The sequence below is a fragment of the Lentzea chajnantorensis genome, from assembly GCF_054300775.1.
This window is the reverse complement of record NZ_JBSDZT010000002.1, coordinates 944,722-963,935: the sequence shown is the minus strand read 5'-3', so window position 1 is coordinate 963,935 and position 19,214 is coordinate 944,722. Positions and strand designations below refer to the sequence as shown.

Annotated in this window: 18 protein-coding genes and 1 tRNA gene; 7 read left to right on the top strand and 12 right to left on the bottom strand. The window is 69.2% G+C overall.

Annotated elements, in window-relative coordinates; genetic code table 11:
* Positions 1–2 precede the first annotated feature (2 nt).
* The 8 genes from ACVDFE_RS05315 to ACVDFE_RS05280 all read right to left on the bottom strand — a co-directional run bounded on the left by ACVDFE_RS05315 (position 3) and on the right by ACVDFE_RS05280 (position 8,215).
* A complete protein-coding gene (locus ACVDFE_RS05315) occupies positions 3–815 on the bottom strand; it encodes a carbohydrate ABC transporter permease (protein ID WP_360396956.1) in 813 nt (270 codons plus the stop codon).
* Positions 812–1,690: a carbohydrate ABC transporter permease gene (locus ACVDFE_RS05310; RefSeq protein ID WP_360396955.1), complete on the bottom strand. Its 879-nt coding sequence runs from the start codon at positions 1,688–1,690 to the stop codon at positions 812–814. Before ACVDFE_RS05310 ends, ACVDFE_RS05315 begins: the two co-directional genes overlap by 4 nt.
* Positions 1,687–2,895 (bottom strand): ABC transporter substrate-binding protein, encoded by a 1,209-nt coding sequence (locus ACVDFE_RS05305; RefSeq protein WP_458434267.1) that lies wholly within the window; start codon positions 2,893–2,895, stop codon positions 1,687–1,689. Before ACVDFE_RS05305 ends, ACVDFE_RS05310 begins: the two co-directional genes overlap by 4 nt.
* 98 nt (positions 2,896–2,993) lie before the next feature.
* On the bottom strand, positions 2,994–4,943 hold the full coding sequence (locus tag ACVDFE_RS05300) for a DUF6541 family protein (RefSeq protein ID WP_458429750.1): 1,950 nt from the start codon (positions 4,941–4,943) through the stop codon (positions 2,994–2,996).
* Between the two features lie 42 nt (positions 4,944–4,985).
* Positions 4,986–5,888, bottom strand: a complete 903-nt coding sequence (gene glfT1, locus ACVDFE_RS05295; RefSeq protein ID WP_360396952.1) for a galactofuranosyltransferase GlfT1 — start codon at positions 5,886–5,888, stop codon at positions 4,986–4,988.
* The gene (gene wzt, locus ACVDFE_RS05290; RefSeq protein ID WP_360396951.1) at positions 5,885–6,691 is read right to left on the bottom strand and encodes a galactan export ABC transporter ATP-binding subunit Wzt/RfbE; all 807 of its coding nucleotides are present in this window, start codon (positions 6,689–6,691) and stop codon (positions 5,885–5,887) included. Before wzt ends, glfT1 begins: the two co-directional genes overlap by 4 nt.
* Positions 6,692–6,706: 15 nt before the next feature.
* Complete coding sequence (wzm, locus tag ACVDFE_RS05285; protein WP_360396950.1) at positions 6,707–7,627, bottom strand: galactan export ABC transporter permease subunit Wzm/RfbD; 921 nt, start codon at positions 7,625–7,627, stop codon at positions 6,707–6,709.
* 102 nt (positions 7,628–7,729) lie between these two features.
* On the bottom strand, positions 7,730–8,215 hold the full coding sequence (locus tag ACVDFE_RS05280; protein ID WP_458429749.1) for a bacterial proteasome activator family protein: 486 nt from the start codon (positions 8,213–8,215) through the stop codon (positions 7,730–7,732).
* 91 nt (positions 8,216–8,306) lie between these two features.
* Between ACVDFE_RS05280 and ACVDFE_RS05275 the strand changes: the two genes are divergently transcribed.
* Both ACVDFE_RS05275 and ACVDFE_RS05270 read left to right on the top strand, forming a co-directional pair.
* The gene (locus tag ACVDFE_RS05275) at positions 8,307–9,506 is read left to right on the top strand and encodes a cysteine desulfurase-like protein (RefSeq protein ID WP_360396949.1); all 1,200 of its coding nucleotides are present in this window, start codon (positions 8,307–8,309) and stop codon (positions 9,504–9,506) included.
* A gap of 18 nt (positions 9,507–9,524) precedes the next feature.
* Positions 9,525–10,175: a class I SAM-dependent methyltransferase gene (locus ACVDFE_RS05270; RefSeq protein ID WP_458429748.1), complete on the top strand. Its 651-nt coding sequence runs from the start codon at positions 9,525–9,527 to the stop codon at positions 10,173–10,175.
* Here the strand turns inward: ACVDFE_RS05270 and ACVDFE_RS05265 are convergent.
* Entirely contained in the window at positions 10,159–11,124 is a 966-nt protein-coding gene (locus ACVDFE_RS05265; protein WP_458429747.1) for an NAD(P)H-quinone oxidoreductase, read from the bottom strand. The genes ACVDFE_RS05270 and ACVDFE_RS05265 overlap by 17 nt on opposite strands.
* A gap of 45 nt (positions 11,125–11,169) precedes the next feature.
* Here ACVDFE_RS05265 and ACVDFE_RS05260 point away from each other — a divergent pair, with 45 nt between their 5' ends.
* From ACVDFE_RS05260 to cutA, 3 genes are all read left to right on the top strand, one after another.
* The gene (locus ACVDFE_RS05260; RefSeq protein WP_360396946.1) at positions 11,170–11,802 is read left to right on the top strand and encodes a GNAT family N-acetyltransferase; all 633 of its coding nucleotides are present in this window, start codon (positions 11,170–11,172) and stop codon (positions 11,800–11,802) included.
* A 77-nt stretch (positions 11,803–11,879) separates the two neighbouring features.
* Positions 11,880–13,400, top strand: a complete 1,521-nt coding sequence (locus ACVDFE_RS05255) for a M28 family metallopeptidase (protein ID WP_458429746.1) — start codon at positions 11,880–11,882, stop codon at positions 13,398–13,400.
* A gap of 159 nt (positions 13,401–13,559) precedes the next feature.
* Positions 13,560–13,886, top strand: a complete 327-nt coding sequence (cutA, locus tag ACVDFE_RS05250) for a divalent-cation tolerance protein CutA (protein ID WP_360396944.1) — start codon at positions 13,560–13,562, stop codon at positions 13,884–13,886.
* On the opposite strand, the gene ACVDFE_RS05245 is transcribed toward cutA, so the two are convergent.
* Positions 13,870–15,144, bottom strand: coding sequence for a helix-turn-helix domain-containing protein (locus ACVDFE_RS05245; RefSeq protein ID WP_458429744.1), 1,275 nt, complete (start codon positions 15,142–15,144; stop codon positions 13,870–13,872). The two genes, cutA and ACVDFE_RS05245, sit on opposite strands and share 17 nt — an antisense overlap.
* A gap of 256 nt (positions 15,145–15,400) precedes the next feature.
* Between ACVDFE_RS05245 and ACVDFE_RS05240 the strand changes: the two genes are divergently transcribed.
* Positions 15,401–16,057, top strand: a complete 657-nt coding sequence (locus ACVDFE_RS05240) for a hypothetical protein (protein WP_458429743.1) — start codon at positions 15,401–15,403, stop codon at positions 16,055–16,057.
* 112 nt (positions 16,058–16,169) lie between these two features.
* Here ACVDFE_RS05240 and ACVDFE_RS05235 read toward each other — a convergent pair.
* Positions 16,170–16,254, bottom strand: a tRNA-Ser gene (locus tag ACVDFE_RS05235).
* A gap of 51 nt (positions 16,255–16,305) precedes the next feature.
* A complete protein-coding gene (locus tag ACVDFE_RS05230) occupies positions 16,306–16,737 on the bottom strand; it encodes a MarR family winged helix-turn-helix transcriptional regulator (RefSeq protein WP_360397101.1) in 432 nt (143 codons plus the stop codon).
* A gap of 166 nt (positions 16,738–16,903) precedes the next feature.
* Between ACVDFE_RS05230 and ACVDFE_RS05225 the strand changes: the two genes are divergently transcribed.
* Positions 16,904–18,619, top strand: coding sequence for a bifunctional metallophosphatase/5'-nucleotidase (locus ACVDFE_RS05225; protein ID WP_458429741.1), 1,716 nt, complete (start codon positions 16,904–16,906; stop codon positions 18,617–18,619).
* Positions 18,620–19,214: the final 595 nt, after the last annotated feature.

Here is a 19,214-nt window from a genome sequence, read left to right as displayed (position 1 = left end):
TCTCAGCCCTTCACACCGGTCTCGGTGACCCCGCGCACCAGGAACCGTTGCAGCGCCACGAACACGACCACCAGCGGGGTGATGGACACGGCCGCGGCGAGGAACAGCTGCACGACGTCGATCGACTGCGCGGTCAGGAACGTCGACAGCGCCACCTGCACCGTCCACGAGTCCTGGTCCTGCGCGATCACCAGCGGCCACAGGAACTGGTTCCAGCTCGTCACGAACGCGATCACGCCCAGCGCCGCGAAGAACCCCTTGGAGTTCGGCACGACCACCCGCCAGTACGTGCCCCAGTGCCCGAGCCCGTCGATCCGCGCCGCCTCCTCGACCTCGCGCGGGAAGTTGAGGAAGTACTGCCGGAACAGGAACGTGGTGAACCCGCTGAACAGGCCCGGGATCACCAGCCCGCGCAGGTCGGACACCCAGCCCAGGGTCGACACCACCACGAACGTCGGCACGAACGTCACCGCCGCCGGGATCATCAGCGTCGCGACCACCAGCACCAGCACGACGTTCGAGTAGCGGTACGGGATGCGCGCCAGCCCGTAGCCCGCGAGCCCGCACAGCAGCAGCTGCCCCGCGGTCTGCAGCACCGCCACCACCAGCGAGTTCACCATGCTGCGCAGCAGCGGCACCGCCGGGTTCGCGAAGAGCTCGCCGAAGTTCTCCCAGCGGACCCGCTCCGGCCAGAACGTCCACGTCGGCGCGGTCAGCTCGGACTCGGTGGCCAACCCGTTGCGCAGCACCAGGTAGAACGGGACCAGGAACAGCACCGCCGCCACCGACAGCGCGAGGTACCGGAGCACCCTCATCGCGTGAACACCCGCCCCTGCACCAACGTGACTCCCGCGATCAGCAACGTCAGGATGACCGCGCCCGCGCTGCCGTGCCCGAAGTCCTGGCCACCGCTGCCCAGCGCCGTGTAGTAGAGGTAGATCAACGGTGGCCGTGCGAACGGCGGGTAGCCGCGGTCGGTGCCCAGCACGTTGTAGAACTCGTCGAACGCCTGGTAGGCCGCGACGAGCAGCAACAGCAGCACCGCCACCGACGTCGTGCGCAGCTGCGGCATCGTGACGTACCGCAACGACTGCCAGCCGCGCGACGCCCCGTCGATCCACGCCGCCTCGTAGAGGTGCTGCGGAATCCGTTGCAGGCCGGCGATGAACAGGATCATGTAGAACCCGAGCTGCAACCACAGCCGCAGCGTCACCAGCACCAGCCAGTACCAGGGCGGTGACGTCGACACCGTCCACGCCACGGGTTCCGCGCCGAACCAGCCCAGCACCGTGTTCGCCAGCCCGAACCGCACCCCGTTGAAGATCGACAGCTTCCACACCAGCGACGCCACGACGTACGAGCACGCCGTCGGCAGGAAGAACACCGACCGGAAGAACGCCTTCATGAAGCTGATCTGGTTGACCAGCAACGCGAGCGCCAGCGCCAGCACGAACGTCAACGGCACGATGAACGCCGCGAACACGCTGAACGTCCCGAGGCTCGCCAGGAACGGCTGGTCGGTCAGCATGTCGGCGTAGTTGCGCAGCCCCACGAACTCCGTCGGCGTCACCGTGTTGCGCGCCTCGAAGAACGACAGCAGCACGCTCCAGCCGATCGGCACGTACACGAACACGAGCAGTCCGGCGGCGAACGGGCCGACGAACAGCCAGAACGCCCTGCCGTGCCTCATCCGTAGAGGCGCTTCAGCTCGTCCCGCGCCTTCGCGGCAGCGGCCCGCAGCTCCGCGTCGGCCGGTGCGCCGTCCCGCACGACCCGCGACACCGCGTCGTTGAACGCCGTCCGCATCGTCGAGGTCCAGTCCGGCGGGTTGGACGCCTTCGCGTTGTCCCGCACGAACTTCACCGCGTCGGCGGCCGGTCCGGCCGACAGCTTCGATGCCTTCGCCGCGATGCTGTCGCGCGGCGGGACGTGGAAGCCGTAGCTCAGGTTGAAGTCCTCCTGGTAGTCGGTCCGCTCGACCCACAGCCAGCGCACGAACTCCTTGGCCTCGTCGACCCGCTTCGACTTGGCGTTGACCATCGCGCCGAACGCCCCGACCGGCACGCTCGGCTTCCCGCCGCCGGTGAGCTTCGGGAACGGCAGCACGCCGAAGTCGTCGCCCAGCGCCTTCTGCACGGCGGGCACCGCCCACAGTCCGGTCCACTGCATGGCGACCAGCCCCTGCGTGAACGCGTCCGGCTCCGCCCAGTCCTTCACCGCGCCCAGCAGCAGACCGCCGCTGGTGTAGAGCTCGCGCAGCTTGCCGATCGCCTGCGCCGCCAGCGGGTCGTCGAACCCGACCTGGTGGTCGCGCACGTAGTCGAGGCCCACCGACCACAGCGCGGGCCCGCCCAGCACCGCACCGCCGCCGTCGTTGCCGGCGAAGAGCCCCTTCACCCCGCCGGTCGTGAGCGTGCGGACCGCGGCGACCAGCTCATCCACAGTGGACGGTGGCTGCACCCCGGCCGCACTGAGCATGCTCTTGCGGTAGAACAACATCTGCATGTCGACGGCCTGCGGGATGCCGTAGAGCTTCCCGTCGACCGTGTGCCCGGCGAGGATCGAGGCGGTGAAGTCGTCCCTGGCGGCACCGAGCACGTCGTCGAGCGGCACGAGCTGACCCGCCCGCACCGAGCTGATCTGCGGGGTGGACTCGAAGACGTCCGGTCCGCCGTCGGACAGCAGGCTCGTCGCGAGCTTGGAGTCGTAGTCGCCGGGGTTCCACTGCACGTCGACGGGGACCTTCCCGTACGACTGGGCGTACCGCTCCACCGCCTGCTGCACACCCGGCTCGCCGTAGGCGTGGTACCACTGCTTGAGGGCCTGGCCGCTGCCGCCCCTGCCGGTGTTGGAACCGCACGCGGTGAGCAGCGCCGTCGCGCCTGCCAAGGACAGAAGTCTGCGTCGGGAAATCACCCACCCCGTCTTACTCCGATCACCCGAGGTGCGCGAGGGATTACTCGAAGTGCGCGGCGGAAGCGGCGGTTCCGCCGTCAGCAGATCACTTGGCGAGCTCGTCCCAGTCGATGCGGTACAGCTGGAACTCCGGGTTGCGGTAGACGGGGGTGAGCCCGTCGACCAGGTCCAGCTTCTGCAGGCCCTCCGCGCGCTTGAACTCCGCGATCATGCCCCAGCCGACCATCACGTACTTCACGTTGAGCGAGCGGATGGCCTCGGCGACCTGCGGGTCCTTGCCGAAGCGGTTGAACCTGTTCAGCAGCAGCTCGCGCTTCGGCGTGGCCACGCTGCCCTGGAAGTGGCCGATCACCGGACGCCGCCCCGAGATCGCGTACGACCACACGGTGCCGTCGCCGCGGTCGTTCATGATGCAGCTCGCCGTCCTTGACGATCTTGCCGGTCTCCAGCAGGCCCTGGTGCTCCAGCGGCGTGAGCACCGGGCTGTCGAACGTCCACGTCATGCGGTCGGCGTTGCGCGCCGCGTAACCGTGGCTCTGGCCGAAGTAGCCACCGGCCAGCACCATCGCGACGACCGCGAGCACGGCGATGGCGGTGCGGCGCGACCTGGTCGTCTCCGGCACGCGCTGCAGCACCTTCTCGGTGACCCAGCGCGCCGCGGTCTGCAACGTCCAGCCCGCGGCCAGCGTGGCGGGCAGGATGATCACGGCAGCGAGCCGGAACCGGTCGTTCCACCACGGCGAGGTGATCGTCTGGACCCACGGGGCGTCCAGACCGGCCGCGGCGACGAGCAGGCCGAGGAACAGCGCGTAGCCCGCGACCATCCAGCGCCAGGTGCCGTCGCGCCACAGCAGCAACAGGCCGGCGAGCGTGCACAGCGCCAGCAGCCACTGCGGCCACGGCGCGTCGCTGCCGAACAGGACCGCGTCGCCGAACGCCCGCGAGACCGTGGTGACGGCGGGCCAGTTGTACGCGGCGGTGGCACCGGCCATGCTGCTCGCGCCCAGCAGGTACGCCGAGGCGAGCACGAGGATCGCGACCGCCACCACGGCGAGCCGCGGCAGCTCCCTGCGGACCCACTCGCGCGGGTCGGCGAGCAGCCGTTGCAGCACCAGGAACACGCCGAGCCCGGCGGCGACGAACACCGACGCCGAGTGCGTGGCGGTCAGACCGGCACCCAGGAACGCGACGAGCACCCCGAGCCGGTCGGCGCGGGTGTCGAGCCAGCGCACCAGCACGGCGAAGAACGGCAGCACCATGGCGAGCGCCGCCGCGTACGGGAAGAGCTGCCCCCACTGGTAGAGGTCCCAGGGGTAGTAGGCGAACGACGTGGACACCAGCGCGCTGGCGGCGGCGAACCCCGCGGCGCCACCGAAGGCCCTGACCAGCGCGATCGTGCCCAGCGGGATGGTCAGCGTGGTGGTGACGAGCATGCCCGTGTTGAGGATTCGCGGGATGTCGGCGCCGCTCACGTTGTAGACCAGCGCCTCGAAGCAGTGGTAGGCGTTCGGGTAGAAGCTGCCGCCGGGGTTGTCCGGCGCGTCGATCCAGGCCAGCGCCCGCGGGCTGGAGTTGCCGGTCTCGGCGATGAGCCGGATCGCGTTGCCGTGGAACGGCGCGTCCCAGCCCTGCGGCACGGTGGCCAGCCCGTGCGTGGCGGCGCGCAGCACCAGCACCGCGACGCACGCCGCGACGACGACCGACACGACCACCGTGAGGTGGCCGGACGTGGACCAGGGACCCTGCGGGAAGGTCAGCTCACGGCCGCGGCGGCGCAGCAGGAGCACGACCACGCCCATGACACCGGTGATGACGACGCACCAGACGATGAACGTCCACAGGTTCCACTGCACACCGACCAGCGGGAACAGCGGCGCCGCGATGCCGACGAGGCTCATGGTGACGGCCGGGGCCGCTCCGATGAGCAGCCAGCCCCGCAGACCTGCGGTCGCCGCCAGCGCCAGCCCCGGTACCCAGAGCAGCACTACCGTGACCAGTGCAGCCAACAACGCGACCGCGTCGAGCATGGAAATCCCTACACCTTCACCAGGGCGGCGCCGCCCGCGGCCTCACTTGCGGAAGAAGCGTTCCCTCTGGCCCAGCCGCACCAGCTTCAGCCACTCCACGAACCCCTTCGGGTCGCGCTTGACCCCGAGGAAGTACAGCCCGAACCGGAAGACCTCCAGCAGGCCGAGCTTGCGCATGCCGGGCTGCGAGAGCAGGTAGCCCCGGTTGCGGTAGGTGTAGTAGCGCTTGACCGGGTTCTCCGGGTCCTGGGCGTGGAACTTGCCGCCCAGCATCGGCTTGAACTCGTCGGAGCCGTCAGGGTGGACGTACGCGACCCGCAGCGAGGTGCCGAACGGCACGCCCGAGCGCACCAGGCGGCGGTGGATCTCCACCTCGTCGCCGCGGAAGAACAGCCGGTAGTCCGGCACGCCCACGACGTCCAGGGTGGTCGCGCGGAACAGCGCACCGTTGAACAGCGACGCGATGCCCGGCAGGAAGTCGGTGCCCAGTTCGGCGGCCGAGCGCTTCCAGGTCAGCCCGCGGCGCAGGGGGAACGCGAGCTTCTCCGGCCGGTCGATGTTCGTGACGACCGGGGAGATGGCGGCGAGGTTGCGCCGTTCCGCCTCCTCCAGCAGCACCTCCAGCACGTTCTCGTCGGCGGGCCGGCCGTCGTCGTCGGCCAGCCACACCCAGTCGGCACCCAGCGACAACGCGTGCAGCATGCCGAGCGCGAACCCGCCCGCACCGCCGAGGTTGCGGTGCGAGGCGAGGTACGTGGTGGGGAGCGGGCACTGCTCGACCAGGTCGTCGACCGGTTGGTCGGGACCGTTGTCGACGACGACCAGGTGGTCGGGGACGCGCGTCTGGGTCGAGAGCGCCTTCAGCGACTCGGCCAGCAGTTCCCTGCGGTGGCGGGTGACCACCACCGCGACCACGGAGCCCTTGGGCAGTGCCTCGGTGTTCACTGCTTCTCGCCACCATTTCCGCTGAGTACGGGCGCGTCGTGGGAGAGGTGCATGCGCTCGAACGGGTCGTAACCCTTGTACGCGATGAGCACTTCCCTCAGGTCCCCGTGCATTTTGACGTGGCCCTCGTCCATCCAGATCGCGGTGTTGCAGAACTCCGCGAGGAACTCGTCGGAGTGGCTCGCGAACACCAGCAGACCGGAGCGGGCCACGAGGCCCTTGAGGCGGTCGCGGGCCTTGGCCAGGAACGCCGTGTCGACGGCGCCGATGCCCTCGTCCAGCAGCAGGATCTCCGGGTTGATCGACGTGACGACGCCCAGTGCCAGCCGGACGCGCATGCCGGTCGAGTACGTGCGCAACGGCATCGACAGGTAGTCACCGAGCTCGGTGAACTGCGCGATGTCGTCGACCCGCTTCTCCATCTCCTTGCGGCTCATGCCCAGGAACAGACCGCGGATCATGATGTTCTCGTAGCCGGAGATCTCCGGGTCCATGCCGACGCCGAGGTCGAAGACCGGAGCGACCTTGCCGACGATCCGCGACTGGCCGCGGGTCGGCTCGTAGATGCCCGCCAGCAGGCGCAGCAGCGTGGACTTGCCCGCGCCGTTGTGGCCCACCAGGCCGACGCGGTCGCCGTCCTTGAGGGACAGCGTGATGTCGTGCAGTGCCTCGATGATCGGCACCTTGCCCTCGGAGCCGATCTTGCCGCCGACCTTGCCGAGTGCGAGCTTCTTCAGTGAACGGGACTTCGCGTCGAAGATCGGGAAGTCGACCGATGCGTTCCAGACGTCAATGCTGACCATGTCTCGGCCTCCCTCTCAGACCCAGTACGAGACGCGAGCGCGGTAGTTGCGCAGGATGACGAGCGCGGCCAGCCAGCCGACGACCGTGAACCCGCCGACGACCACCCAGTGGTGCCAGTCGACGTGGTGGCCGAGCAGCGGCGCGCGGACGACCTCGACGAAGTGGTACACCGGGTTCAGCTCGGCGATCAGGACGCGCCACTGCGAGTCGCTGCCGGCGGTCTTGGTGACCTTCGTGAGGATGTCGGCGTCCCAGACGATCGGCGTCATGAAGAACACCAGGTTGATGAAGCTGTTCACGACTGGCGGGATGTCGCGGAAGCGGGTGCTGATGACGCCGAACAGCAGCGACACCCACACGGCGTTGACGGCCAGCAGCACGAAGCCGGGGATCGCCAGCAGGATGGTCCAGCTGATGCCGGGCTGCAGCGTGCCGCCGTCGGTCATCCGGTAGGGCTCCGACAGCGTGCCGAAGAAGATCACCATGACGATCAGGTAGATCACCAGGTTGTGCGCGAGGAACAGCACCTGGCGCCACACCATGCGCATCACGTGGATCGTGATCGGCGCGGGGAGGTGCTTGATCAGCCCCTCGTTCGCGATGAACACGTCGGTGCCCTCGGTGACGCAGCCGAGGATGAAGTTCCAGATGATGAAGCCCGCGGTGATGTACGGCAGGAAGGCCGGCAGCTCCGCGTCCAGCAGCACCGAGTACAGCAGACCGAGTGCGAGCGCTGTGGTCCCCATCGAGATGGTGATCCACAACGGACCGATGACCGACCGGCGGTAGCGCTGTTTGATGTCCTGCCAGCCGAGGTGGCCCCACAGTTCGCGGTGGTCCCACGCTTCCCGCACGTCGGCGAACGCGCGCTTGAAGCTGCGCGACTTGACGGCAGGGGGCGCCTCAGCTTGGTCGAGCGTACTGGTGGCTTGCACGAGGACTGAGCGTACCGGCGCCTGAGGAGGCCCTTGGACGCCGGTACGTCACGGAGTGGTCACCGCGCCCGGATGTAGGTCACCATCCGATCGAGGCAACCTTCAGAGGTACTGACCCGTCCCCTTGGGACCGAGACCCGTGTCCGCGGCGTCGCTCCCGCTGCTGCCCGCGGGCAGCGCACGGCCGCGCATCTGCTCCAGCTGGGCGCGTGCGGCCATCTGCTGGGCGAACAGCGCGGTCTGGATGCCGTGGAACAGGCCCTCCAGCCACCCGACCAGCTGCGCCTGCGCGATCCGCAGCTCCGCGTCCGAGGGCGTGCCCTCCTCCGTGAACGGGAGGGAGAGGCGCTCCAGCTCGTCGCGCAGCTCGGGCGCGAGACCGTCCTCGAGCTCGTCGATGGAGCGCTTGTGGATCTCCTTGAGCCGGTTGCGGCTCGCCTCGTCCAGAGGAGCGGCCCGCACTTCCTCGAGGAGCTGCTTGATCATCGTGCCGATCCGCATGACCTTCGCCGGCTGCTCGACCAGGTCGGTGAGGTCACCACCGTCCGACGCACCGACGACCACCACTGGTTGCTGCTCCTGGTTCATGCGCTCCATCCTGGTCCTGTCGACGTTTTTGACATTAGTCGGGTGGGGGCTGGGCAACACCGAGTTTGCCCTCATACGTACGGTGTGTGGCATGGCGTTCGACGTCGCACGGGTACGAGGGCTCTTCCCCGCGCTCGGCGACGGCTGGGTGCACCTCGACGCACCGGCCGGGATGCAGGTGCCCGAGCAGGTGGCCACGGCGGTCTCCACCGCCCTGCGCGCCCCCGTCTCCGGTCCCGGTGGGCTCTTCCCCGCCTCCCAGCGGGCGGAGGCGATCGTCGACGCTGCCCGCCGTGCCGTCGCCGACCTGGTGGGGGCGGACCCCGCGGGTGTCGTGCTCGGTCCCTCCTCCGCAGTGCTGCTGCAACGCCTCGCCGACGCCATGACCGACGACTGGTTCATGGGCGACGAGGTACTGGTTTCCCGCTTGGACCACCAGGCGAACATCGCACCCTGGCTGCGCGCCACCCAGCGCACCGGCAGCGCGGTCAAGTGGGCAGAGGTCGACATCGAGACGTGCGAGCTGCCGAGCTGGCAGTACGACGAGCTCGTCACCGACCGCACGAAGCTCATCGCCATCACCGCCGCCTCCGGTGTCGTGGGCACCCGCCCGGACCTGGCGAAGATCTCGGCGGTGGCCCGCGCGCACGGCGCCGTGGTGGTGGTCGACGCCTCCTCGGCCGCGCCGTTCGTGCCGTTGGACATCGTTGGCATGGGCGCAGACGTGGTGGCTCTTTCCGCTGGTCAGTGGGGCGGTCCGCCGGTCGCGGCCCTGGTGTTCCGGGACCCGTCGGTGCTGGAACGCCTGCCGTCCTGCTCGGTCGACCCGCAGGCCCGCGGCCCGGAACGCCTGGAGCTGGGCCCGCACGCCTACCCGCTGCTCGCCGGCCTCGTCGCCTCCGTGGAGTACCTGGCGGAGCTCGACGACGCCGCCACCGGCACCCGCCGGGAGCGCCTGCTCACGTCACTGGGCTCGGTGAAGGCGTACCAGGCCGGGCTCCTCGCCAACCTCATCCACGAACTGCGTTCGCTGCGCCACGTGATGGTGATCGGCGACGCCATGCGCAGGGTCCCCGCGCTGGCGTTCACGATCGCCGGGGTGAAGGCGGAGGACGGCGTCGAACACCTCGCCTCGCGCGGCGTCTGCGCCTTCGCCGACCCCGGCCAGCACGGCGTGTTCTCGGTGCTCGGCGTCGGCGAGGTCGGCGGCGCCATCCGCGTCGGACTCGCCCACTACACGAACGCGGTCGAGGTGGACGACCTGGTGCGGGCCGTGGCCGAGCTGGCCTGAGGCTTTCGGGAGACCTGGTTGGACGACTCGCTCGCACGCGAGCTGGCAGACCTCACGGCCCTGCAGCGGCTGAGCCCGCTGTGCACCGGGTACCTCCCGCACACCTCCGGCGAGCTGCGCCCGTCAGCCCTGGTCGCGGTGCTGGACGAGATCGTGCTCGGCGCCCGCACCGTGCTGGTGGAACTGGGCTGCGGCTCCTCCTCGGTGCTGCTGGCCCGGCTGCTCGCCCAGCGCGGCTTCGGCCGGTTGCTGTCGATCGAGCACGACGAGCGCACCGCCGCGTTCGTGGCTTCCCAGCTGCGGCGGGAGGGCCTCGGCGGCGTGGCGCGGGTCGTCCACGCGCCGCTGTCCCGTCATCCGGCGGCCCTGTCGCGGCACGGCCAGTGGTACGCGCCGCAGCAGGTGCACGCCGAGGTGTTCGGCTACGTGGACTCGTGCGGGCTCGTGGACCTGTTGTTGGTGGACGGCCCTGGCCTCGGCGACCTGCGGTACCCGGCGTTACCGGTGTTGCGCGGGGTGCTGGCACCGGGCGCGACCGTGCTGGTCGACGACGCCGACCGGGCGGACGAGCAGGCGGTGCTGGGACGGTGGTCCGAGGAGTTCGGCATGGAGTTCCGCACCGCTCCCCGGACCTCGATCGCGTCGGCGACCGTCACCGCTCTCGCTTGAGCACCACCTTGCCGAACACGTCCCCCTCGTCCAGCAGCCGGTGCGCCTCCGCCGCGTTCGACATCGGCACCACCCGCCCCACGATCGGCTTCACCGCACCGCTCTCCACCAGCGGCCACAGGTGCTCGCGGACCTGCGCGACGATCGCGCCCTTGCCCTCGACGGTCCGCCCCCGCAGCCCGGTCGCCATGACCGACGCGCGCTTCGCCAGCAGCTTGCCGATCGGCAGCTCGCCCTTCACCCCGCCCTGCATGCCGATGATCATCAACCGGCCGTCGGGGGCGAGGACGTCGATGTTGCGCGGCAGGTAGGAGGCGCCCATGTTGTCGAGCACGACGTCGGCCTTCCCGACCTCGGCCACGAAGTCCTGCGTCCGGTAGTTCACGGTGATGTCGGCACCCAGCTCGGCGCAGCGGGCCAGGCGCTCGTCGGAACCGGCGGTGGCGGCCACCGTGGCCCCGAGGGCCTTCGCCACCTGGATCGCGTGCGTGCCGATGCCGCCCGCGCCGCCGTGGACCAGGAAGGTCTCACCGGCCTTCAGACGGCCGTCCATCACGACGTTCGACCACACCGTGCACGCCACCTCGGGCAGCGACGCGGCGGTGACCAGGTCGACGCCAGCGGGCACCGGCAGGACCTGGGCCGCGGGCACGACGACCTGCTCCGCGTAGCCGCCGCCGGCGAGCAGCGCGCACACCTCGTCGCCGACCGAGAGACCGGTCACGCCCTCGCCCAGCGCCAGCACCGTGCCGGAGCACTCCAGGCCGATGACGTCCGACGCCCCCGGCGGGGGCGGGTAGAGGCCCTGCCGCTGCAGCAGGTCCGCGCGGTTGACGGCCGAGGCGGCCACGTCGACCAGCACCTCGCCGGGACCAGGTGACAGGTCGGGGACCTCGGTCCACTCCAGCACTTCCGGGCCGCCGGGTTCGCGCACAGTGATCGCATGCATGTGATCGACCGTAATCACATTCGACAGCCCCGGCACCATCAGAGCATGAACGCCTGGCCGTTGCGGAACCTCGTGCTCACCACGCCGCGCCTCGAACTGCGCCCGGACGACGACGAAGGGCTCTTCGAGCTCGTGGACGTCGCGAAGGAGGGCGTGCACGCGCCGGACGAGATGCCGTTCAACGTGCCGTGGACCGACCAGCTGTCCGACGACGGCGGGCGCAGCATGGTCCAGTTCTTCTGGGCCAACCGCGCGAAGGTGGCGCCGGGCAGTTGGGCCATCACGTTCCTGGTGCGGCACGAGGGCAAGGTCATCGGCGTGCAGGAGCTCAGTGCGCGCGACTTCGCCGTGCTGCGCGAGGTGGCCACCGGCTCGTGGCTGGGGCAGAAGTTCCACGGCAACGGCTTCGGCACCGAGATGCGGGTCGCCGTGCTGCAGTTCGCGTTCGACCACCTGGGTGCCCGCATCGCCCGATCGGCCGCGTGGGTCGGGAACCGGGCTTCGAACCGGGTCAGTGAGAAGCTCGGGTACGTGCACGACGGCACGACCGCCGCCGCACCGCGCGGCGAGCGGCTTGAGCACGTGCGACTGCGGCTGGACGTGGCGAACTTCGCGCGGCCGGCGTGGCACACCGAGGTCGCGGGGCTCGCTGAGTGTGTTCGACTGATCACCAGCTGAACTCCCACCGACCGACGGATTGTGGCCCGTGTCTCCTCTTTGTGAGGGTGGCCCCACTCGGACGAAGGGGAACGTTCATGTCAGGCAGATCCAGGCTGGCGGCAGTGCTGGCCATTTCGGCACTCGTCGCAGCCCCCACCGCCACCGCGTCCGCCGCGGCTGAACCCGCGGGTCCCGCCCTCGCCAAGAAGCTCGCGAAGAAGGTGACCGTCGAGGGCGTCAACCGCCACCTGATCGCGTTGCAGCGCATCTCGGACCGCAACGGCGGCAACCGCGCCGCGCTGACCCCCGGCTACGGCGCGAGCGTCGACTACGTCGCGGGCAAGCTCCGCGACGAGGGCTTCATCGTGAGCACGCCGACGTTCAACTTCGACGTGATGGTCACCGACGCCGAGCGCGCCACCGTCGCCGGCGTGAACTACCAGGCGCTGATCATGACCGCGTCCCCGCAGACGCCCGTCGGCGGCGTGACCGGCCCGCTGCGCGTCGTGCCGGAGGACGCCACCACCGGCTGCGAGGCCACCGACTTCGCCGGCCAGGACTTCACCGGCTCGGTCGCCCTGATCCGCCGCGGCGGCTGCACGTTCGAGCAGAAGCACCTCAACGCGGCCGCCGCCGGCGCCATCGCCGTGCTGGTGTCGAACAACACCGCCGGGCCGCTGTCGAACGTGACGCTGACCAACCCCGGCAAGATCCCCACCGGTGGCATCTCGCAGGCCGACGGCACCACGCTGGCCGGGAAGGCCGGCTCCGCGGTCACCGTCGACATGCGCTTCCACACCGAGGTCCGCACCGAGCGCAACGTCATCGCCGAGACCCGCACCGGCCGCAAGAACAACGTCGTCATGGCCGGCGCGCACCTCGACAGCGTCGAGGTCGGCGCGGGCATCAACGACAACGGCACCGGCTCGGCCGCGCTGCTGGAGACCGCGCTGCAGCTCGGTTCCCGCCCGAAGGTCGACAACGCCGTCCGCTTCGCCTGGTGGGGCGCGGAGGAGCGCGGCCTGATCGGCTCGACGAAGTGGGTGCAGTCCCTGACGTTCGAGCAGCAGCTCGACATCGCCCTGTACCTGAACTTCGACATGGTCGGCTCGCCGAACGCCGCCTACTTCATCTACGACGGCGACAACTCCGACGGCGTCGGCGCGGGCCCCGGCCCCTACGGCTCCGCGCAGATCGAGAAGGCCTTCGCCGACTACTTCGCCGCCAAGGGCGTCCCGACCGAGGGCACCGACTTCTCCGGCCGCTCCGACTACGGCGAGTTCATCGCCCAGGGCATCCCGGCCGGCGGCCTGTTCACCGGTGCGGAAGGCGTCAAGACCGCGGCCCAGGCCGCCAAGTGGGGCGGAACGGCCGGCGTCGCCTACGACCCGTGCTACCACTCGGCGTGCGACAACCTCGGCAACATCGACCGCGTCGCACTCGGCCGCAACGCCGGCGCGATCGCGTTCGTGACCGCCGCCTACGGCGTGTCCACCGAGGACGTCAACGGCGTGCCCCCGCGCGCCAAGCGTGCCGAGGCCCGTCTGTCCGCGGCGAAGGTGTCCTCCGCCGCGCACGTCGATGACCACGCGCACTCGCACGAGGCTGTGGCGTAACCGCTTTTCCCGCTGCACGAAGGGGCCCGGCACCGCGCGTGCCGGGCCCCTTCGCTGTGTGGGCAGGCGTGCAAATCTGTGCAGTGGAAGCGGTCTGACGAACTTCTTCGAAACCTGATTTGTCGCGAACGAAACGGGCAGAGAAATATGGTCGTGCCCGTGACCGAAGCTCTGCAGGTAACGACAACAACCGCTGACCGCGACACCGCCGCCAACCTGGCGCGCTCCGCTGTTGCCGCTCGTCTGGCCGCAGGCGCGCAGGTGTCAGGCCCCGTGACGTCGTTCTTCTGGCACCTCGGTGAGCAAGGCGAAGGCGAGGAGTGGCAGGTGAGCCTCAAGACCACCACCGAGCGCTACCCCGAACTGGAAGCACACCTGCGCCGCGAACACCCCTGGGACAACCCGGAAGTAACGGCCGTGGCGCTGGCCGAAGCGTCAGACGACTACCTGGCCTGGCTGCGCAAGACGGTCAGCCCTGCGCCGTAGCGAGGAGCGCCGCCGCCTCGATCGCATTGGTCACCGCGGGCAAGCTGCCGTGCGGCTTCAGGCGCTGGACGACCTTCCCGATCTTCTCGGCAGGCCGCACCGAACCGACGCCATTCGCCAAGTGCGCAGCGCGTTCGGTGACAGCTGCGGCCTGCTCCACTTCGCCCGCATCGAGGTACGCGTGGGCAAGCGACGTCAGGTACATCGCCTTGTCGCGGGCATGGGTGTCGCCGTAGCGGCCAAGCACGTCTTCCAAGACTGGCACGGCACGCAGCGGGCGTTTCAGCTGCGTCCAGCACCGTCCCGCCATGATGCGGATTTCGTCTTCATCCACCCAGAACACCCAGTCAGGTTCGGGACGGTCGCCGGTCTGGCGCACGACGTCGGCCGCCTCCGTGAGGGCGCGTTCAGTGGCGTGCGCATCGCCGGTCACGGCATGTGTCCAGGCCATGCGCTCAAGTAGCAGGGCTCGCACACGAGGGGTGGCGTACTTGGCCGCGGTCGCGTACGAGGCAACGGCCGTCCCGACATCCGGCTTGGCAACGCTCACCTGCAAGTAGGCATCGAAGGCCAGGGCGTTGCCCGCGAGCATCGCGTGCTTGGCCTCGTTCGCCGCCTTCAGGCTGGCCTCGTAGTGCTGCTTGGCCTTCTGGTGCATTCCGGCGTCGAACGCCGCCCAACCCACCATCTGGGCTTGCTCGGCGATGACGGCCGTACACGCCTTGCGGACACCGGGCAGGCACGTCGCACTGCGCACCAGCTCGGTGGTCGCCGTGAGCTCGTTCAGGTAGAGGCGATAGGTGTCCGCACCGCCGAGCAGATCATCCAGGCGGCGCAACCGGGCGGTGCGCTCCAGCAACCGATGGACGTCGCCCATGCCAAGTCGTTGCCCTGACGTCGGCCGCGCAGTGGCGGGCAAAGACACTGCCAGCCCGGCCATCGCGCCAAAGAACTCCCGCCGCTGCACGTCTTCCCCCTCAAGCTGCTGGTCTTGCTGACCTCGGGCTCGCCGTCGGCTGGCCTTGGCCGTAGCAACTGCGCGTCGTAGCTCGGCAACCGATGTCCCGAAGGTAGCCGCGTAGTGCTGCTGCCAATAGGGCGTGAGCAACCGGCTTTCGGCCTCCCAGCGTGAGACTTCGTTGCGAGTCACCGCGCGGCCGGCCAGGTCGGACAGCACGGCCGCTTGCTCTGCTTGCGAACGACCGGCGACCAACCGAAGTTGCCGCAGCAGCCGCCCGATGCTCACCGGCTCGTGCATGGCGTCCATCCTGAAGGGGGTTGGGACTGATGCGCACCATTCTGGCCACCTCTTCTGGCCACTCCGATGAAATGGCCACCCCTTGCGGCGACTCCGCCCGATCGGGCGAGCAATTTTCATGTGGGCAGGCACCCGGCGTCGGCAAGGGCACCCGGAAGAACTCAAAACCGGCCTGTTCCCGAATGCAGGTCGGCGGCCTGTTTCCTCGGCGCGGGGGTGCCACCCATCGACAGCGACAGTGGGGAGCACTCCAGTGATGCCCGCACCCGTGGCAGCGAACCAATTTTCAAAGTTCATCGCCCCGTACATCACCACTTGGAGCGCCGAGCAGGAGATTCCTTCCCGCGTGGTGGAGCGTCCCGGCTACGGCGTCGGTTACGCGGATGAGTTGCTCGGCGACCGGGACTCGCACGGCGTGCTGTGGCAGCGAGCAGCCGTACGTCATGGCGTGGGCAAGCCGGAGTTCGGCGAAGTGCACCCGCTCAGGCAACGGCGGGCCATGCGCAAGTTGCTGTGCCAGGTGTGCGCCGGGCCTGCCGGTCAGGACGAGGACGGTGTGCTGTGGCTGCTGCGGGACTACCAAGAGGATTGGGCGGGGAGGCCGGAAGGCATGGCCTGCACTGAGCCGCCTGTGTGCGTGCCGTGCGCTGCGCAGTCCCTGCGGTTGTGTCCGGCGTTGCGGCGTGGAGCGGTGGCCGTTCGCGTCCGATCGTTCGAGGTGGCGGGCATCCGCGGAGCGCTCTACCGGAGGGGTGTGTTCGGGCCGGTAGCAGTCGAGGACGTGAATCTGGCTTACAACGACCCCGCCAGCCGGTGGGTGGTGGCGTCAGCGCTCATTCGCGAGCTCCGGGATTGCACGTTCGTGCCGCTGACCGAACTCACCGAGCAGCACGACGCAGTCCAGACACGGTGACGGCGGCCTCGATGAGATGGGGCATCGGGGGACTCGAACATCGAAGTGGCCCGTTGCTGCACCAAAGGGGCCGTGAAGGCCTCCCGACAGCCTTCACAACCCCTCTGAACTGCGGAAGCGGAGGGATTTGAACCCCCGGACGGTTGCCCGTCTCCCGCTTTCAAGGCGGGTGCATTCGGCCGCTCTGCCACGCTTCCCCGACGCCCGGAGGCGTCACCGACACCCACCGGAGGTGTCAGCGGAGCAGCCTAGCCGTTCGAGTCCCGCAGGTGTGTCATGACCCGGTCGAACACCTTGGCCAGCACCTCACCCTCCTCGGGCGACAGCAGGTCCACGATGTGCGCCCGCACCCCGGCGAGGTGCGTGGGGGCGGCGGTGACCAGCTGGGCGAGACCGGCCGGGGTCAGCTCCGCCAGCACGCCGCGGCCGTCCTCCGTGCACTCGCGCCGCAGCACCAGGCCGGCCTTCTCCATCCGCGCGACCTGGTGGGAGACGCGGGACTTGGAGGAGGCGACGTCCTCGGCGAGCTGGGTCATGCGCATGCGGTGGTGCGGTTGTTCGGAGAGGCGCACGAGGATCTCGTAGTCGGCGAGTGACACTCCGTGGGCGTCCTGCAGCTCTCGGTGCAGGCGGTCCATGAGCATGGAGGAGCCGTTCACGTAGGTGCGCCACGCGCGCATCTCACCCTCGTCGAGCCAGTGCGGCTCCTGCTCACTTGATGTCACGCCAACAAGGCTAAACCGGCTCATGACGATCGAGTCATCCCTCTGGAAAACCAGGCGGTCAAAAGGCAGACTCCCGGGCCGTACACGCGCGTTAACCACGCCCTTGAGAGGCCTGTAACCCATGAAGTCGTTCAGACGGCTCACCGTTCTGGCGATCACCGCCGCCGCGGCCACTGTCATCAGCGCTACCGGGCCTGCCCAGGCCGATGTCGAGTCACTGCGCGGTCGGGGCGCGGTCGACGTGCGCCTGATCGGGATCAACGACCTGCACGGCAACATCGAGCCGCCCACCGGCAGCTCCGGCCGGGTCGTGCTGGCGGACGGCACGACCGTCGACGCCGGCGGTGCCGCGTTCAACGCCACGCACATCAAGAACCTCCAGAAGGAGGTCCGCAACTCCGTCATCGTCGGGCAGGGCGACCTGATCGGCGCGAGCCCGATCGTGTCGGCGCTGTTCCACGACGAGCCCACGGTCGAGGTGCTCAACAAGGTCGGCATGGACACGACCGCGGCGGGCAACCACGAGTTCGACGAGGGGTACAAGGAGCTGCTGCGCATGCAGCACGGCGGCTGCCACCCGGTCGACGGCTGCCAGTTCCGGGACAAGTACAAGGGTGCTGACTTCCCGATCCTCGGCGCGAACGTCACGCACGCCAGGACGGGGCTGCCGGCGTTGCCGCCGTTCTGGGTGGAGTTCCGCGACGGGATGCCGATCGGCTTCATCGGCATGCCGCTCAAGGACGTGCCGCTCCTGGTGGACCCCAACGGCATCAAAGAACTCAAGTTCGATGACGAGGTGAAGGCGGCCAACAGGTACGCCAACCTCCTCGACGCGATCGGCGTGAAGTCGATCGTGCTGCTGGTGCACCAGGGCGACCAGGTCACCGCGTCGACCGGTGGGCCCAACGCCTGCAACGTCGCCGCGAACAACCCCGGCAGCTACATCGCGGCCAACGTCAGCCCGAAGATCGACGCGGTGTTCTCCGGCCACAGCCACCAGCACTACAACTGCGTGGTCAAGGACCCGGCCGGCAACCCGCGGCCGTTCATCGAGGGGCTCGCGTTCGGTCGTGAGCTCAGCGTCGTCGACCTGAAGATCGACCGCCGCACCCGCGACGTCGTCCGCGGTGAGACCAAGGCCGACAACAAGATCGTCACCCGCACCGTCGCGCCGGACCCCGAGGTGCAGGCGATCATCGACCTCGCCAAGCAGAAGTCGGGCCCGATCGCGAACAAGAAGATCGGCGACATCAGCTCGGACGTCCTCCGCGCGCAGAACTCCGCCGGTGAGTCGCCGCTGGGCAACCTCATCGCGGACGGGCAGCTGGAGGCCACCAAGGGCAACGGTGCCGTGCTCGCGCTGATGAACCCCGGTGGCGTGCGCGCCGACCTCACCTACAAGTCCTCCCCGGCCGGTGAGGGCGACGGCGTGGTCACCTACGGCGAGGCGTTCACCGTCCAGCCGTTCGGCAACATCCTGCAGACGGTCACGCTGACCGGCGCGCAGCTCAAGAACGTGCTGGAGCAGCAGTTCACCGCCGCCAGGACGTTCGTGCTGCAGCCCTCCGCGGGCCTGAAGTACAGCTGGTCGAAGACCGCGCCGTTCGGTTCGAAGGTCTCGGGCGTCACGCTCAACGGCGCCCCGCTCGACCCGAACGCGAACTACCGCGTGACGATCAACAGCTTCCTGCAGGGCGGCGGTGACGGCTTCAGCGAGTTCACCCTCGGCAAGGACATCACCGGCGGTGGCATCGACCTGGACGCGTTCTCCGCGTACCTGGTGGCCCACCCCGGTCAGGGCGCCCCGGCGCTCGACCGCATCACGCAGCTCCCGTAAGGCACGGCCGAAGGCCCTCCCGGTGGCGATCACGCCGCCGGGAGGGCCTTTTCGCGGGCCGCCCAGAAATCGGTCCTGATCATTTCCTGATCCTTTTCCGGCTGCGGCCGATTGCGGTCCGCAGTGTCGATCTCCGCAGGTCACCCGTCCGACTTCACCAATTCAGGTTCGTCGTGAGGTGTTGAGAAATGCGGCGATCAAGCGCATAGTCGAATATGAGCTGGCAGCCGGTACGTGAAGATCTGAACCGGAGGCCACGCCCAGAAGGGGTAGGTGGTGCTGTGCAGGTATCTCCTCGCTGTGGCGAAACGCGGTCTGTTGCATCCCCGCGAGCGGTCCGGCCGTAACCGGACCGATCGCGACCGTGTAGCAACTCCGAACGGGGTTTCGGGTGCCCAGGCACCATTCAGGTGTCGCTCGGCGCATCTCGACGCTGTTGAGCTCGACTTCGGTTTCGTCTCATGGCGTCACCGGTCGGGCGCCACGCCAACCGCCGTAGGCCGTAGTCGCTGCAACCACATGGGAAGTCCTCGGTGCGGTGCCCCGACGTCGGGCGCCGCACCGAGGCACGTTCAGCTCCTGGGCGCGTAAATCC